Annotated in this window: 10 protein-coding genes and 1 pseudogene; 3 read left to right on the top strand and 8 right to left on the bottom strand. The window is 67.2% G+C overall.

Features of this window, described 5'->3' with window-relative positions; genetic code table 11:
* Window positions 1-36 precede the first annotated feature (36 nt).
* Both secA and argJ read left to right on the top strand, forming a co-directional pair.
* Window positions 37-2786 (top strand): annotated as a pseudogene (gene secA, locus LRS03_RS12230) (preprotein translocase subunit SecA).
* Between the two features lie 131 nt (window positions 2787-2917).
* The gene (argJ, locus tag LRS03_RS12225; RefSeq protein WP_257825691.1) at window positions 2918-4147 is read left to right on the top strand and encodes a bifunctional glutamate N-acetyltransferase/amino-acid acetyltransferase ArgJ; all 1230 of its coding nucleotides are present in this window, start codon (window positions 2918-2920) and stop codon (window positions 4145-4147) included.
* Here the strand turns inward: argJ and LRS03_RS12220 are convergent.
* Entirely contained in the window at window positions 4135-4914 is a 780-nt protein-coding gene (locus LRS03_RS12220) for a hypothetical protein (protein ID WP_257825690.1), read from the bottom strand. The genes argJ and LRS03_RS12220 overlap by 13 nt on opposite strands.
* Window positions 4915-5014: 100 nt before the next feature.
* A complete protein-coding gene (locus tag LRS03_RS12215; RefSeq protein WP_257825689.1) occupies window positions 5015-6616 on the bottom strand; it encodes a sensor histidine kinase in 1602 nt (533 codons plus the stop codon).
* 192 nt (window positions 6617-6808) lie between these two features.
* Here LRS03_RS12215 and LRS03_RS12210 point away from each other — a divergent pair, with 192 nt between their 5' ends.
* On the top strand, window positions 6809-8149 hold the full coding sequence (locus tag LRS03_RS12210; RefSeq protein WP_257825688.1) for an MFS transporter: 1341 nt from the start codon (window positions 6809-6811) through the stop codon (window positions 8147-8149).
* 4 nt (window positions 8150-8153) lie between these two features.
* Here the strand turns inward: LRS03_RS12210 and LRS03_RS12205 are convergent, their stop codons facing one another.
* From LRS03_RS12205 to ugpB, 6 genes are all read right to left on the bottom strand, one after another.
* Window positions 8154-9779, bottom strand: coding sequence for a hypothetical protein (locus LRS03_RS12205; protein WP_257825687.1), 1626 nt, complete (start codon window positions 9777-9779; stop codon window positions 8154-8156).
* A 47-nt stretch (window positions 9780-9826) separates the two neighbouring features.
* Window positions 9827-10561, bottom strand: a complete 735-nt coding sequence (gene ugpQ, locus LRS03_RS12200; protein ID WP_257825686.1) for a glycerophosphodiester phosphodiesterase — start codon at window positions 10559-10561, stop codon at window positions 9827-9829.
* Window positions 10558-11625, bottom strand: coding sequence for a sn-glycerol-3-phosphate import ATP-binding protein UgpC (locus LRS03_RS12195; protein WP_257825685.1), 1068 nt, complete (start codon window positions 11623-11625; stop codon window positions 10558-10560). The genes ugpQ and LRS03_RS12195 overlap by 4 nt, the downstream gene beginning before the upstream one ends.
* Before the next feature lie 3 nt (window positions 11626-11628).
* Window positions 11629-12480: a sn-glycerol-3-phosphate ABC transporter permease UgpE gene (gene ugpE, locus LRS03_RS12190; RefSeq protein WP_257825684.1), complete on the bottom strand. Its 852-nt coding sequence runs from the start codon at window positions 12478-12480 to the stop codon at window positions 11629-11631.
* Window positions 12480-13367: a sn-glycerol-3-phosphate ABC transporter permease UgpA gene (gene ugpA, locus LRS03_RS12185; RefSeq protein ID WP_257825683.1), complete on the bottom strand. Its 888-nt coding sequence runs from the start codon at window positions 13365-13367 to the stop codon at window positions 12480-12482. The genes ugpE and ugpA overlap by 1 nt, the downstream gene beginning before the upstream one ends.
* An 84-nt stretch (window positions 13368-13451) precedes the next feature.
* Entirely contained in the window at window positions 13452-14765 is a 1314-nt protein-coding gene (gene ugpB / locus LRS03_RS12180; RefSeq protein WP_257825682.1) for a sn-glycerol-3-phosphate ABC transporter substrate-binding protein UgpB, read from the bottom strand.
* Window positions 14766-14933 lie beyond the last annotated feature (168 nt).

Raw genomic sequence — 14933 nt, 5'->3', positions numbered from 1 at the left:
GGCTCGCCGTCCCTCGCTCCAATCCCCTGACGCTGCATGTTGCCCAAAGTCCTGACTTCGATATTCGGTAGCCGCAACGACCGCCTGCTCAAGCAGTACCGGGTAGTGGTGCAGCAGATCAACGCACTGGAACCGCAGTTCGAGAAGCTCGACGACGCGGCGCTGAAGGCCAAGACCGACGAGTTCCGGGCCCGCTTCGCCGGCGGCGAGTCGCTCGACAAGCTGCTGCCCGAGGCGTTTGCCGTCGTGCGCGAAGGCAGCAAGCGCGCGCTGAAGATGCGCCACTTCGACGTGCAACTCATTGGCGGCATGGCGTTGCACAACGGCAAGATCGCCGAAATGCGCACCGGCGAAGGCAAGACGCTGATGGCCACGCTGCCCGTCTACCTGAATGCGATCGCCGGCAAGGGTGTGCACGTGGTGACGGTCAACGACTACCTGGCCCGCCGCGATGCCGAATGGATGGGCCGCCTCTACACCTTCCTCGGCTTGAGTGTCGGCGTGAACCTGCCGCAGATGCCCCGCGAGGAGAAGCAGGCCGCCTACGCTGCCGACGTCACCTACGGCACCAACAACGAATACGGCTTCGACTACCTGCGCGACAACATGGTCTACGAGACCGCCGATCGTGTGCAGCGCGGATTGAGCTATGCCATCGTCGACGAGGTCGACTCGATCCTGATCGACGAAGCTCGCACCCCGCTCATCATCAGCGGCCAGGCCGAAGACCACACCGAGTCTACGTGCGCATCAACGCCGTGGTGCCCAAGCTCAAGAAGCAGATCGGCGAAGCCGACCCGCGCACCGGCGAAGGCGTGATCGAGCCGGGCGACTTCACCGTCGACGAGAAATCGCACCAGGTCTTCCTCACCGAAGAAGGCCACGAGAATGCCGAGCGTGTGCTTGGCGAAGCCGGCCTGCTGGTCGAAGGCGCAAGCCTCTACGACCCGCAGAACATCACGCTGATGCACCACGTGTACGCCGCGTTGCGGGCCACGCACCTCTACCACCGCGACCAGCACTACGTGGTGCAGGACGGCGAGGTGATCATCGTCGACGAATTCACCGGCCGCCTGATGACGGGCCGCCGCTGGTCGGACGGTCTGCACCAGGCCGTCGAGGCCAAGGAAGGTGTGCAGATCCAGAGCGAGAACCAGACGCTCGCCTCGATCACCTTCCAGAACTACTTCCGCATGTACGGCAAGCTGTCGGGCATGACGGGTACGGCCGACACCGAGGCCTACGAGTTCCAGGAGATCTACGGCCTGGAAACCGTCGTCATCCCGCCCAACAAGCCGACCGCCCGCAAGGATGAACTCGACCTCGTCTACAAGACGAACAAGGAAAAGTTCAACGCGGTCATCGAAGACATCCGCAGCTGCCACGAGCGTGGCCAGCCGGTGCTGGTGGGCACGACCTCGATCGAGAACTCGGAGCTGATCTCCGAGAAGCTGAAGGCCGCCAAGCTGCCGCACCAGGTGCTCAACGCCAAGCAGCACGCCAAGGAAGCCGAGATCGTGGCGCAGGCCGGGCGGCCGGGGGTGATCACGATTGCCACCAACATGGCAGGCCGTGGCACCGACATCGTGCTCGGCGGCAATGTCGAGAAGCAGGTGCAGCTGATCGAGGCCGACGCTTCCATCCCGGAGGCCGACAAAGCGGCACGCATCAAGACGCTGCAGGACGAATGGCAAGGCCTGCACGAGAAGGTCAAAGCCGCCGGCGGCCTGCGCATCATCGCCACCGAGCGTCACGAATCCCGCCGCATCGACAACCAGCTGCGTGGCCGCTCCGGCCGCCAGGGGGACCCGGGCTCCTCGCGCTTCTACCTGTCGCTCGAAGACCCGCTGATGCGCATCTTCGCCGGCGACCGCGTGCGAGCCATCATGGACCGGCTCAAGATGCCCGAGGGCGAGGCCATCGAAGCCGGCATCGTCACGCGCAGCATCGAAGGCGCGCAGCGCAAGGTCGAGGCACGCAACTTCGACATGCGCAAGCAGCTGCTGGAGTACGACGACGTCTCCAACGATCAGCGCAAGGTGATCTACCAGCAGCGCAACGAGATCCTCGAAGCGAAAGACCTTTCCGCCCAGATCACCAACCTGCGCGAAAGCACGCTGACCGACGTGGTGCGCACCTATGTGCCCACCGAAAGCCTCGAAGAACAGTGGGACCTCGACAGCCTGGAGAAGACGCTGCGCGAAGAGTGGCAGCTGGAGCTGGCACTCAAGCAGCACGTCGAGAAGAGTTCCGCCGTGACCGACGAGGACATCGTCGAGATGGTCGTCAAGGCCGGCAACGATGCCTTCAAGGAAAAGCTCGAGCGTGTGGGTGCCGAGCAGTTCATGCCCTTCGAGCGCATGATCCTGCTGCAGTCGATCGACCAGCATTGGCGCGAGCACCTGGCGGCGCTCGACTACCTGCGCCAAGGCATCCACCTGCGCGGCTATGCGCAGAAGAACCCGAAGCAGGAATACAAGCGCGAGGCCTTCGAACTCTTCAGCCAGTTGCTCGACGTGGTGAAGATGGACGTGACGCGCGTGCTGATGACCGTGCGCATCCAGACCCAGGAGCAGGTGGCCGAAGCCGCCGAAGCGATCGAGGAGCGGGCCGAGTCCATCTCCAACGTCACCTACACGCACCCCAACGAAGACGGCAGCGTGTCGCAGGAGACGGACGCCGCGCAGGCGGTGGCCGATCAGTACCTCGGCAAGGTCGGACGCAACGATCCATGCCCCTGCGGCAGTGGCAAGAAATACAAGCAGTGCCACGGCAAATTGGCTTGAACCCCAAAGTCGCTATTTCTCCTGTCCCCAAGGGGCGCCACCCGAGAGGCCCGGCAAAGCCGGTTCCTCGGGGTGTTGCGTGATCTGTCGGTTCGCTTCGCTCCCTCTGTCCTTTCTCTTCGGAGGTTCGTATGCCTGTGAATCTCGTCGCGCCTGATCCGAAGGCGCTTTTCCCCGTTTCCGGCGTCAAGCTGGGCATCACGATGGCTGGTGTGCGCAAGGCCAACCGGCGCGACCTGACCGTCATCACGCTCGCCGAGGGTTCGCAGGTCGCGGGTGTGTTCACCAGCAACCGCTATTGCGCGGCGCCGGTGCAGCTGTGCCGCCAGCACCTGGCGGGTGGTTCGGCGTTGCGGGCGATGGTCATCAACACCGGCAACGCCAACGCCGGCACCGGCGAAGACGGCCTGGCCCGTGCCCGTGCCACCTGCGTGGCCCTGGCGAAGCAGCTCAAGCTCGCGCCTGAGCAGGTGCTGCCGTTTTCCACCGGCGTGATCATGGAGCCGCTGCCGGTCGACCGCATCGAAGCCGGCTTGCCGGCGGCGATTGCCGACCTGAAGGAAGACAACTGGGCGACTGCGGCGGAAGGCATCATGACGACCGACACGCTGCCCAAAGCCGCGTCGCGCCGCATCAGCCTCGGCGGCAAGACGGTCACCATCACCGGCATCAGCAAGGGCGCCGGCATGATCCGCCCCAACATGGCGACGATGCTGAGCTTCCTCGCCACCGACGCCGCCATCGCGCCCGCGCTGATGCAGGGCCTCACGCAACAGGCGGCCGACCGTTCGTTCAACCGCATCACGATCGACGGCGACACCTCCACCAACGACTCGTTCATCGTGGTCGCCACCGGCGCGGCCGGCAACGCGCCCATCACCCAGCTCGACGGCGGTGACGGTGCCCTCTTGCGCGACGCCATCTTCGCCGTGGCCACCGATCTGGCACAGGCCATCGTGCGCGACGGCGAAGGCGCCACCAAGTTCATCACCGTGCAGGTCGACGGCGGCAAGACCGAGGCCGAGTGCAAGCAGGTGGCCTATGCCATCGCGCACTCGCCGCTCGTGAAGACGGCGTTCTTCGCGAGCGACCCCAACCTCGGCCGCATCCTCGCGGCCGTGGGATATGCCGGCATTGCCGACCTTGACCAGTCGCGCATCGAACTCTTCCTCGACGACGTGCACGTGGTCACCAACGGCGGGCGCAACCCGAGTTACCAGGAAGCCGACGGCGCCCGCGTGATGAAGCAGGCCGAGATCACCGTGCGTGTCGACCTCAAGCGCGGCAGCGCGCAGGCCACGGTGTGGACCTGCGACCTGAGCTACGACTACGTGAAGATCAACGCCGACTACCGCAGCTGATCGCGGCGCGGGCGGTTGCTGGCACGCGAGTGCAGCAGCACACCCGCCGCGAGCGCAGCCAGCAGGTGCTTGAGGCTGTGGCCGCTGATGCTGTGAAGCGTCAGCTCCAGCACGGCTTCGTCGGCCGCTTCCACGCCCTTGGCACCCGCGTAGAGCGCGAGTGCCGTCCACCACGGCCAGGCTGGCACGGCGGCGGCTGTGACCGGCTGCAGGCGCAGCATCAGCGCGGCCGGGATCAGCAGCATCGGCATGAACTGCACCAGCACATAGGGCCGCAGATCCCCTGTGCCCAGCGCGTTGCCCACGCCCCACCAGGCGACGGCCAGCGTGCCGCCCACGAGCGCGATGCCGACCACGGCCGGCGATTGCCACCGCGCGTTCACACGCTCGGCCAGGAAGGCGCACAGCAGCGCGGCACAGGCCCAGGCGATGGGCAGGCGGTCGATCAGCAGCGACAGGTCGTTCGGCTGCCAGTGGTAGAGCATCGAGCCGAAGGCCGTGACCGCAATCGCGGCGCAGAAGCTGCGCCAGGCCGCCCCGGCGTCGCGCAGGCGCGGCCAGGCCCACAGTGCCGCCGCGGCGAAGGGCAGGTTGCTGAGTACGTTCCACGCGTGCGGCAGGCTGCCCCAGGCGCGGGTGTCGGCAAAGTCGTGGTAGTCGGCCCATTGCACGATGGGGCCGTGCAGCGCGAGGGCCGCGGTGGCAAGCAAGGCGAGCCACAGCAAGGCGTGGGCGTGGCGGGCGGCGGGCTGGGAATGAGCAGACATGGCGGGAGAGAGGTGAAGGCCTCGCCATCGTGCGCCCGACCTTCCGCGCTGCCAAGCCGCCATGCGGCCGGTACGAATGCCTCGAACCGGCGGTATCGCCTCAGGGCACCGCGGAGCGCTCGTCCGCTTGCCCGGGGAGCGTGAAGCGGAAGGTCGCGCCGCGGTTCTTCGCCGCCTGCGCCCACAACTCGCCGCCGTGCTTGCGGATCACCCGGTGCACGATCGCCAGGCCCACGCCGGTGCCGGGGAAGTCCGACTCGCTGTGCATGCGGCGAAACGGCTCGAACAAGCGCTGCGCATACGCCATGTCGAAGCCCGCGCCGTTGTCGCGCACGCAGTAGGCGAGCCGGCCATCGGGCTGCGGCTCGGCAAAGAATTCGATCAACGCGTCCTCGCGCTTGCCGCTGTATTTCCACGCGTTTGACAGCAGGTTTTCGAGCGCCAGACGCAGCAGCGCGGCGTCGGCTTCGGCGACGAGCGATTCGTCGACGTCGGTGCGCACTTGGCGCGCTGGCGTGGTGTCGCGCAGGCCGTTGAGGATGTCGCGCACCATGCTGCCGATGGACACCGGCCGCTTGCGCACCTCGGCGCGCGTGAGCTTCGACAGGCTCAGCATGTCGTCGATCAGTGTGTTCATGCGGCGCGCCGCGTGGCGAATGTGGTGCACGAAGGTGGCGGCCTCGCCTTCGAGGGGTGGCGTCACCTGGGCCAGCAGGTCGCCGTAGCCCTGCACCGCGCGCAACGGCGCCCGCAGGTCGTGCGAGACCGAGAACGAGAACGCCTCGAGTTCGCGGTTGGCGTCTTCCAGGTCGGCGGTGCGCTGCTGCACACGCGCTTCGAGGCCCTGCACCAGGGCCACGTTTTCGAAGGCGAGCGAGGTCGAATCCGCGAGCGCCTGGATCAGCTCCACCTCGTCGGGCGTGGCGTGGTGCTCCGTCGCCCAGTAGTTGCCGATCGCGCCGATGGGGGCTTCGCCGCGGATGGGCACCATCACCAGGCTCTTGACGAAGGTCGGCCGGTAGGCGTCGTGCGGGATGCGTGGGTCGGCGTAGATGTCGGGGATGACCGCGGGGCTGCGGTTGAGCATGGCCCAGCCGCTGATGCAGGTCTCGAGCGGAAACCTGAGGCCCTTCCACAGCGGCGCGATGGCGTCTTCGTCGACGTAGTGGCATTGGTCGCCATCCCGCAGCACGAAGGTGGCGCCGTCGGCCTGGTTGATCTGGCGCGCGGCGTGGCGCACGATCTCCACGATGGCCTCGACGCTGCGCGCGAGCGAGAGCTGCTTCACCGCGTCGACCAGCACTGCCCGCGCCTGGGTGAGCCACGCCAGCCGCTCGCTTTCACGTTTCGAGCGGATGCGCTGCAGCGCCGAGGGCATGCGCCACAGCTGCGTCTTGGGCACGTAGTCGGTGGCGCCCGAGACCAGGCAATGTTCGGCCCAATGCGGGTCGGTGTTGCCGCTGACGAAGACGAAGGGCACGCCCGGCCGCCGCTCGCGTGCCACCTGCAAGGCCTGGAGGCCGTCGATGCCGGGCACGCGGTTGTCGGAGACGATGGCATCGAAGCGGGCCTGCTGCATCGCTGTGTGGAAGGCCTCGGCCGAGTCGACCGTGGTCCAGGTGGTGTCAGCTTCGTGCCGGGCGACTTCGCGATGAACGAGGTCGGCGTCCAGGGCATCGTCCTCGAGGTGCAGGATGTGCATGTGAGGGTTCCTTGACGGCCCCCGGGCGGTCGGCGCCCAGGGCCAAAGCATCTTAGCGAGGGGCTTGGGGGGTGCGGGTCGGGCCGGCGGCGAGTCCCTAGTCTGTCGCAGGTTTTCGCTGGCGTGCGCATGCCCCTCGCGGCAACGTGTGACGCTTGCCACACACGAGTGACGGGACAAGAGGAGACAAGAATGCTCAAGCGGCTGTGCGGGCTCTGGAGACAGCGGCAGCGCTGGCTCGCCCTGCCACCCCATGACCTGCTGCGCGATGCGGCCTACCGACGCCTGTGGACCTCGATCCTCATCAGCTCGTTCGGCGGGCAGGTGACGATGCTCGCGTTGCCGCTGACGGCGGCGGTGCTGCTGCATGCCACACCCACGCAGATGGGCCTGCTGACAGCGATGGAGATCGTGCCCTTCGTGCTCTTTTCATTGCCGGCCGGCGTGTGGCTCGACCGGGTGCGCAAGCTGCCGGTCTATGCGATCGGCGAGTGCCTGCTGGCCGTGGTGGTGGCAAGCGTCACGTTCGCGTGGTGGCTCGACCGGCTGACGATGGCCTGGCTCTACATCGTGGGCTTCGTCATCGGCACGGTGTACACCGTGGCCGGCTCGGCGGCTCAGATCGTGCTGACGCAGGTGGTGACGCGGGACCGTCTGGTCGAAGCGCATGCGAAGAATGCCCTCGCCACCTCGGGCGCCGAAGTCGCCGGCCCCGGCGTGGCCGGGGCGCTGATCAAGCTCGTGGGTGCGCCGCTTGCGCTGCTGGCCGACGCGGTGTTGCTGGTCGTGTCGGCGTTGATCCTGCGCGGCATCGAGATCAAGGAAGACCGCCGCTCGCTGCAGGACGCCGACTTCTGGCGCGACCTCAAGACCGGCGTGCGCTTCGTGCTGGGCACGCCGCTGCTGGTGTCGTTGGCGATCGCGATGGGCCTGTGGCAGATGTGCCACCACGCCGCGATCGTGGTGCAGATCCTGGTGGCCACGCGCACGCTGGGCCTGAGCGAGCAGCAGGTGGGCCTCAGCTACGTGGGCATGGGCTTCGGCACCATCGTTGCGAGCGTGCTCGGCAACCGCATCAGCCGGCGCCTGGGCCCGGGGCCGAGCCTCTTGATCGGGTTCGCGGTGTGCGGCGCGGGCTGGCTGCTGCTGGCGGTGGCTCCGGCCAACCGCTGGGGCGTGGCGGCGTTTGCCACGATGCTGGTGCTTTTCAGTGCGGGCGCCGTGCTGGTCTTCATCAACTTCCTGGCGATGCGGCAGGCGGTGACACCCGAGCCGCTGCTGGGCCGCATGACGAGCGCGATGCGCTGGCTGACGCTGATGCCCGCAGGGCCGGGCGCGCTGCTCGGGGGTGTCCTGGGCGAGAGGCTCGGGCTGCAGGCGGCGATGGGCTTCGCGGGTGTCACGGCCTTGCTGTTGGCGCTGACCGCGTGGCGTTACTCTGGCATCGCAACGGTGACGGTGCTGCCCACGCCGGAGCCTGCCGACGACTGGGTGGGCGCCGAGGCCAGCGTGCCGCCGGCCTCGGTGCGGTGATGCCTCAGGGGATGTTGGTAGTGAGGCGTACCAGCGAGTTGGGAGTGCCGGGCTGCACCATGTAGAAGTCCGTCACGAAGCCAGGCTGCGATGCCACGACCGCGGTGACCGTGAGGACGGTGGGGCGTCCGCTGCGCCCCCATCCGCCCACGTTGAGGCTGCTCATCAAACCCGTGCCGCTGTGCGAGAGATTGCCCAAGGTGGTGATCGTTCCGGAGCGGACGTCGTAGGACTTGATCGCGCCGTTGCCACGACAGGACGACTCGCTCGCGGCAAGCTCACACCACACCAGCGCATCGAGTGCCTGCCCCGACGAATACGGAACGGTGGAGCTGAACACGGGCCTCAGGTGGTTCTCGTACGGAAAGGAGCCGAAGTTGATCTGTCGCTGGTTGCTGCCATCCGCGCGGATGCGACGGAAGCCCGGTGTGATGGCCCAGCCGGGCTTCGTGGCGTAGACCACGTCGTCTCCATTCAGGCCGACGACGCTGGCCACCCAATCGATGGGCGACAGCCGCAAGGGTGTGCCGCCCTGCTTGGCGATGGTGAACACCCGCGCAGCGCCGCTCGTGGTTTCCTGCTGGACGACCACATGGCCCGAGGTCAGGCCCTTCAAGCGCACGACAGTCCCCTCGGTGGTGTCGAGCGTGGCCAGGGTGGTGGTCGCACCGGCGGCGTCGATGCGCCTGACGTTCAGGCCGTCGGCAAAGTAGGTTGCCTCGCTGTCGCTGAAGTAAGCCTGCCTGTCGCTGGTGGTGACGGCGAAGGACTGGCCTGTCGATGACAGCGTGGCCGAAGTGGCCGACCAGCTCAGGCGCCCCAGCATGAACCCGTTGACCTTGACGTACGCGCTCGAGCGCAGCTGTGCATCGGGCACGAACGACATGAATTCGACCGACGAGCCGCCCGCGCCGCCAGCCACGTCGCCGACGTAGGTCAGCGTGGGGCTGTAGAACGTCAACCTGGAGGGTGTGGCTCGGCTGTCTCGAGCGATGAAGCCGGCGAGCATGTTGGTGGCGGGGTCGGGCAAGGCTGCGAGGACGCGCACGCCGGCCGGCAGCATCGTGGCATCGGTGGTGATCGGGCTTGCGTTGCGGACGAACGCCTTCCGGTTGTCGGGGGCGGTGCTGCAGTCTCCGTCCGGGCCGGCCTCGGTGACCTCGACCCATCCGTCGTCGCCGGTGGCGTATGAAAGAGGATGCCAGTCGTCGACGGTGCAAGCCGACGCGAGCGATGAGATGCGCTGCGTGCGGGTGGTGTGGCTCTTGCGCAGGCTGGCCTGGTGCAGCTGGCGGTTGCGAACGTAGTACACCATCGTCGCGTTGCCGAAGGTCGCGCGGCGTAGGCCGGTGTCGAAGCTCAGGTTGGACACTTCAAGGAGGCTGTCGGCTGCCGTGACCGTCAGCAGTGCAACAGAAGGCTGGGCGGGGTCGACGACCACGAACGACTTCGGCCCGTCGGCCTGGCTCAGGCCCGCCACCAGGAACTCTTCCGGTGCCGCCGGCGGCGGCGGGGGAGGTGGGGGCGGGGTGGTGCTGCTGCCGCCGCCGCTGTCGCCTCCTCCGCCACAAGCGGACGCAAGCACGACAGCACCCAACAATGCCCAGACACGGGCGCGAGACTCGCTCATGATTCCTCCCTCAATGGACCGCGGCTTCTGCGAGCCGGCGTGTGATTCTATTGAGGCGAAAAGCGGTCCACCGCGTCGGTGATGAGCCCGTCGATGCCGGCGTCGAGCAGGCGCTGCGCATCTTCGGCTTCGTTGACGGTGTAGCTCAACACCTTCAGCCCGCGGCCGTGGGCCTGGGCGATGGCATCGACATCGAGCACCCGGTGGTTGGCCACGATGGCGACGCAGTCGAGTGCCAGGGCTTCGGCCAGCCAGCCTTCGCGCAGGCTGTCGAGCAGCAGCGCGCGAGGAAGCTCAGGGCGTGCCGCACGTGCGGCGGCCAGCGCATCGGGCTGGAAAGAGCTGAGCAGCGGCTTCACCGGCACGTCGGCCCACAACGCGGCGGCGTGGTCGGCGACGACGCGGCCGGTCGCTTCGTTATGGCCGGGGGTCGGCTTGATCTCGATGTTGAGCGCGAAGCGGTTGCGGATGCAGTACGCGGCAATCGCATCGAGCGTGGGCAGCGGCTCGCCCGCGTAGGCGCGGCTGTGCCAGCCGCCCGCATCGAGGCGCGACAGTTCCGACCACGTGCGGTCGGCCGCAAGACCTTCTGCGGGGGTCGTGCGCTGCAGCGTGGCGTCATGCAGCAGAAAGGGCACGCCGTCGGCGGAGAGCTTCACGTCGCACTCGAAGGCGCGGTAGCCGTGCGAGGCGCCGAGCCGGAACGCGGCCAGCGTGTTCTCGGGCGCGAGCTTGCCCGCGCCGCGATGGGCGATCCACGTCGGATAGGGCCACACGTTCATGCGGCGTCCACCCGCCGTTGCGTGGCCGGGTCAAACCAATGCAGCTGCGCCGCCGGCGCGTGCAGCGACACGGTGCTGCCCGTTTCGGGCGCCACGGCCGTGCCCTCCAGTCGTAGCGTGAACGGCTGGTGGCCGAGCAGGCCGTGCACCAGTCGCTCGGCGCCGAGCATCTCGACCAGCTCGACCTTCAGCGGCCAGCCGGTGGCGGCCGGCGCGGTGTGCTCGGGCCGCAGGCCGAGGATCAGCTCGCCCTGCCGGGGAGCCGGTGCGGGCAGCGGCAGGCTCAGGCCGTCGAGCAGAAAGTTCTGGCCTTCGACGCGGCCGGGCACGAGGTTCATCGGCGGCGAGCCGATGAAGCCCGCGACGAAGGTGGTCGCCGGGCGTGCGTACACCGCTTCCGGCGTGCCGAACTGTTCCATGCGACCGGCGTTCATCACGATCATGCGCTGCGCGAGCGTCATCGCCTCGACCTGGTCGTGCGTGACGAAGAGCGAGGTCACGCCCAGATCGGCGTGCAGCTTGCGGATCTCGATGCGCGTCTGCGAGCGCAGCTTGGCGTCGAGGTTCGACAAAGGCTCGTCGAACAGGAACACCTGCGGCTGGCGCACGATGGCGCGGCCCATCGCCACCCGCTGGCGCTGGCCGCCCGACAGCTCGCGTGGCTTGCGGGCGAGAAAGGGCGCCAGCTGCAGGATGGCGGCGGCCTTGTCGACGCGGGTCTTGATCTCGTCCTTCGGCACCTTGGCGATCTTCAGGCCATAGGCCATGTTCTCGAACACCGTCATGTGCGGGTAGAGCGCGTAGTTCTGGAACACCATCGCGATGTCGCGCTCGGAAGGCTCGACGTCGTTGACGACCCGTCCGCCGATGGCGATCTCGCCGCCAGAGATTTCTTCCAGGCCCGCGACCATGCGCAAGAGCGTGCTCTTGCCACAGCCCGACGGGCCGACGATGACGATGAACTCGCCATCGGCGATCTCGGCGTCGACACCGTGAATGACCTGGTTGGCCTTCGGCCCCTTGCCGTACTGCTTGATGACCTTGCGTAGTGAGATGGCGCCCATGTTCTATTTCTCGGTGTCGACCAGGCCTTTGACGAACCAGCGCTGCATGAGCAGCACCACCACGGCCGGCGGCAGCATCGCGAGCACGGCGGTGGCCATGACGATGTTCCAGTCGGTGGCAGCATCGCCGCCGCTGATCATGCGCTTGATGCCGATCACCACGGGGTACATGCTTTCGTCGGTGGTCACGAGCAGGGGCCAGAGGTACTGGTTCCAGCCGTAGATGAACTGGATGACGAAGAGCGCCGCGCAGCTCGTGGCCGAGAGCGGCACCAGCACGTCGAGGAAGAAGCGCATCGGGCCGGCGCCGTCGATGCGAGCCGCTTCGGCCAGCTCGTCGGGCACGGTGAGGAAGAACTGGCGGAAGAGGAAGGTGGCGGTGGCCGAGGCGATCAGCGGGACGGTGAGGCCGGCGTAGGTGTTGAGCATGCCGAAGTCGGACACCACCTGGTAGGTCGGCCCGATGCGCACCTCCACCGGCAGCATCAGCGTGACGAAGATGGCCCAGAACACGGTCATGCGGAACGGGAAGCGGAAGTAGACGATCGCAAATGCCGACAGCAGCGAGATCGCGATCTTGCCGAAGGCGATCACGAGCGCGGTGACGAGGCTGATGAACATCATCCGGCCGACCGGCGCGTTTGATGCCGCACCCATGCCGGTGCCCTTGAGCGCCGCGGTGTAGTTCTCGACCAGCTGGTTGCCCGGCACGAGCGACATCGGTGTCTGCACGATCTGCTCGGCCGTCTGCGTCGAGGCGACGAAGGTCACGTACAGCGGGAAGGCGACGATCAGCACGCCGAGGATGAGCACGACGTGGGCGAGGATGCCGAGGGTGGGTCTTCGTTCGACCATCAGTAGCTCACCTTCTTTTCGACGAATCTGAACTGCACGATGGTGAGCGCGATCACGATCCCCATCAGCACCACCGACTGCGCCGCCGAGCCGCCGAGGTCCATCGCCTTGAAGCCGTCGTAGTAGACCTTGTAGACGAGGATCGCGGTGTCTTTCCCCGGGCCGCCCTGCGTGGCCGCGTCGACGATGGCGAAGGTGTCGAAAAAGGCATAGACCACGTTGATCACGAAGAGGAAGAAGGTGGTGGGCGAGAGCAAGGGGAACTGGATGGTCCAGAAGCGCCGCCAGGGGCGCGCGCCGTCGATCGCCGCCGCTTCGATCAGCGAGCGGGGGATGCTCTGCAGCCCGGCCAGGAAGAAGAGGAAGTTGTAGGAGATCTGCTTCCACACCGCGGCCAGCACGATGAGCGTCATCGCGTGGTCGCTGTCGAGCAGGTGGTTCCAGTCGATGCCGAAGGCCCGCAGCGCGTATGACACGATGCCGATCGACGGCGCAAACATGAAAAGCCACAAGACACCGGCCACCGCCGGCGCCACCGCATAGGGCCAGATCAGCAGCGTGCGGTAGACGAGGGCGCCTCGCACCACCCGGTCGGCAAACACCGCCAGCAGCAGCGAGACGCTCAGGCCCAGCCCCGCCACCAGCACCGAAAAGATGGCGGTGGTCTTGAAGCTTGCGACGTAGGTGTCGTCGGCGAAGAGGCGCTGGAAGTTCTCGAACCCGACCCACTCGGTGGAGGTGCCGAAAGCGTCGGACTGCTGGAACGACTGCAGCAGCGCCTGCGCCGCCGGCCAGAAGAAGAACGCGCCGATCACCGCCGCCTGCGGCGCGACCAGGGCCCACGGCAGCCAGGCCGAGCGGAAGACGACGCGTTTTTCAGAGGCCACGTCAGGCAGCCCGGGCGCCGGGCCGCCCCAAGCCCGGGCTGAGCCCCCTCGGGGGGCAGGAGCGAAGCGACGTGGGGGTCGACATCACTTGTTGGCTTTTTCGAAGCGTTCCAGCAACTCGTTGCCCCGTTTCACGACGCTGTCGAGCGCTTCCTTCGCGCCTTTCTTGCCCGCCCAGACCTGCTCCAGCTCTTCGTCCACCACGGCGCGGATCTGCAGCATGTTGCCCAGGCGCACGCCGCGCGACTTGTCGGTGGTCTTGCGGATCATCTGGTTGACCGCCGTGTCGGTGCCCGGGTTCTGCTTGTAGAAGCCCGATTTCTCGGTGAGCTGGAAGGCCGCCATCGTCACCGGCAGGTAGCCGGTGCGCTGGTGGCTCTTGGCCTGCACTTCGGGGTCGCTCAGGTAGTTGAAGAACGCCGCCACCCCCTTGTACTCGGCCGGCTTCTTGCCCGACATCACCCACAGCGAGGCACCGCCGATGACGGTGTTTTGCGGCGCGCCCGGCACGTCGGGGTAGTAGGGCAGGGGCGCGATGCCGAAGTCGAACTTGGCATTCTTCTTGATGCTCGCGTAGGTGGACGACGAGGCGGTCGCCATCGCGCATTCACCCGAGTAGAAAGGTGCATCGCCCAGGTTGTTGCGACCGCGGTAGACGAAGAGGCCCTGCTTGGCCATGTTGGCCAGGTTCTCGATGTGGCGAACGTGCAGCGGGCTGTTGACCTGCAGGCGCGCGCCGTTGCCGCCGAAGCCGTTGTTCTGGCTCGCGAAGAGCGTGTTGTGCCAGGTGGAGAAGCTCTCGAGCTGCGTCCAGCCCTGCCAGCTGGTGGTGAAGGGGCAGGTGATGCCCGAGGCCTTCAGCTTGGCGGCAGCCGACACCAGCTCGGGCCAGGTGGATGGCGGCTTGTTGGGGTCGAGGCCGGCCTTGCGGAAGGCGTCCTTGTTGTAGTTGAGCACGGTGGTGGAGCTGTTGAGCGGGTAGCTCAGCATCTGGCCGTTGGGCGCGGTGTAGTAGCCGACCACGGCCGAGATGTAGCCCTTCGGGTCGAATTTGTAGCCGGCATCGGCCAGCACCTTGCCGGCCGGCACGATGGCCCCCTTGCTGGCCATCATGGTGGCGGTGCCCACCTCGAACACCTGCACGATGTGCGGGGCGTTGCCCGCGCGGAACGCGGCGATCGACGCGGTCATGGACTCGTCGTACTGGCCCTTGTAGGTGGGGACGATCTTGTAGTCCTTCTGGCTGGCGTTGAAGCCGTTGGCCAGGTCGATGACCCAGTCGTTCAGGCCGCCGGTCATGGAATGCCACCACTGGATTTCGACCTGGGCGTGGGCGGGTGCGGCCAGCGCCAGTGCGAGCAAGGGCGCGGCGAGAGCGAGGCGAGCTGTCTTTTTCATGGAGTCTCCAAAGAGGGTGTCGGGCTGGCTTTTGGCCAACCAGGCAGTGTGGGTCTGGCTTGTGACAGGCGTGTTTATGTCGTGGGCACGCACGCCGATCAACGGGGATAACCCGCCGAGAGGGCCATGCGCCTGCTGCCCCGGGGCGGCGAGAGGGGGGCGGTATCA

Source organism: Rhizobacter sp. J219 (assembly GCF_024700055.1).
In the GTDB taxonomy this organism is placed as follows: domain Bacteria; phylum Pseudomonadota; class Gammaproteobacteria; order Burkholderiales; family Burkholderiaceae_C; genus Rhizobacter.
The sequence above is the reverse complement of the archived record's forward strand: the minus strand, read 5'-3'. Positions and strand labels throughout refer to the sequence as shown.

Bases quoted from the DNA above. Each gene is read 5' to 3' on its own strand.
- argJ (WP_257825691.1), top strand. From the start codon at position 2,918: ATGCCTGTGAATCTCGTCGCGCCTGATCCGAAGGCGCTTTTCCCCGTT.
- LRS03_RS12220 (WP_257825690.1), bottom strand. From the start codon at position 4,914: ATGTCTGCTCATTCCCAGCCCGCCGCCCGCCACGCCCACGCCTTGCTG.
- LRS03_RS12215 (WP_257825689.1), bottom strand. From the start codon at position 6,616: ATGCACATCCTGCACCTCGAGGACGATGCCCTGGACGCCGACCTCGTT.
- LRS03_RS12210 (WP_257825688.1), top strand. From the start codon at position 6,809: ATGCTCAAGCGGCTGTGCGGGCTCTGGAGACAGCGGCAGCGCTGGCTC.
- LRS03_RS12205 (WP_257825687.1), bottom strand. From the start codon at position 9,779: ATGAGCGAGTCTCGCGCCCGTGTCTGGGCATTGTTGGGTGCTGTCGTG.
- ugpQ (WP_257825686.1), bottom strand. From the start codon at position 10,561: ATGAACGTGTGGCCCTATCCGACGTGGATCGCCCATCGCGGCGCGGGC.
- LRS03_RS12195 (WP_257825685.1), bottom strand. From the start codon at position 11,625: ATGGGCGCCATCTCACTACGCAAGGTCATCAAGCAGTACGGCAAGGGG.
- ugpE (WP_257825684.1), bottom strand. From the start codon at position 12,480: ATGGTCGAACGAAGACCCACCCTCGGCATCCTCGCCCACGTCGTGCTC.
- ugpB (WP_257825682.1), bottom strand. From the start codon at position 14,765: ATGAAAAAGACAGCTCGCCTCGCTCTCGCCGCGCCCTTGCTCGCACTG.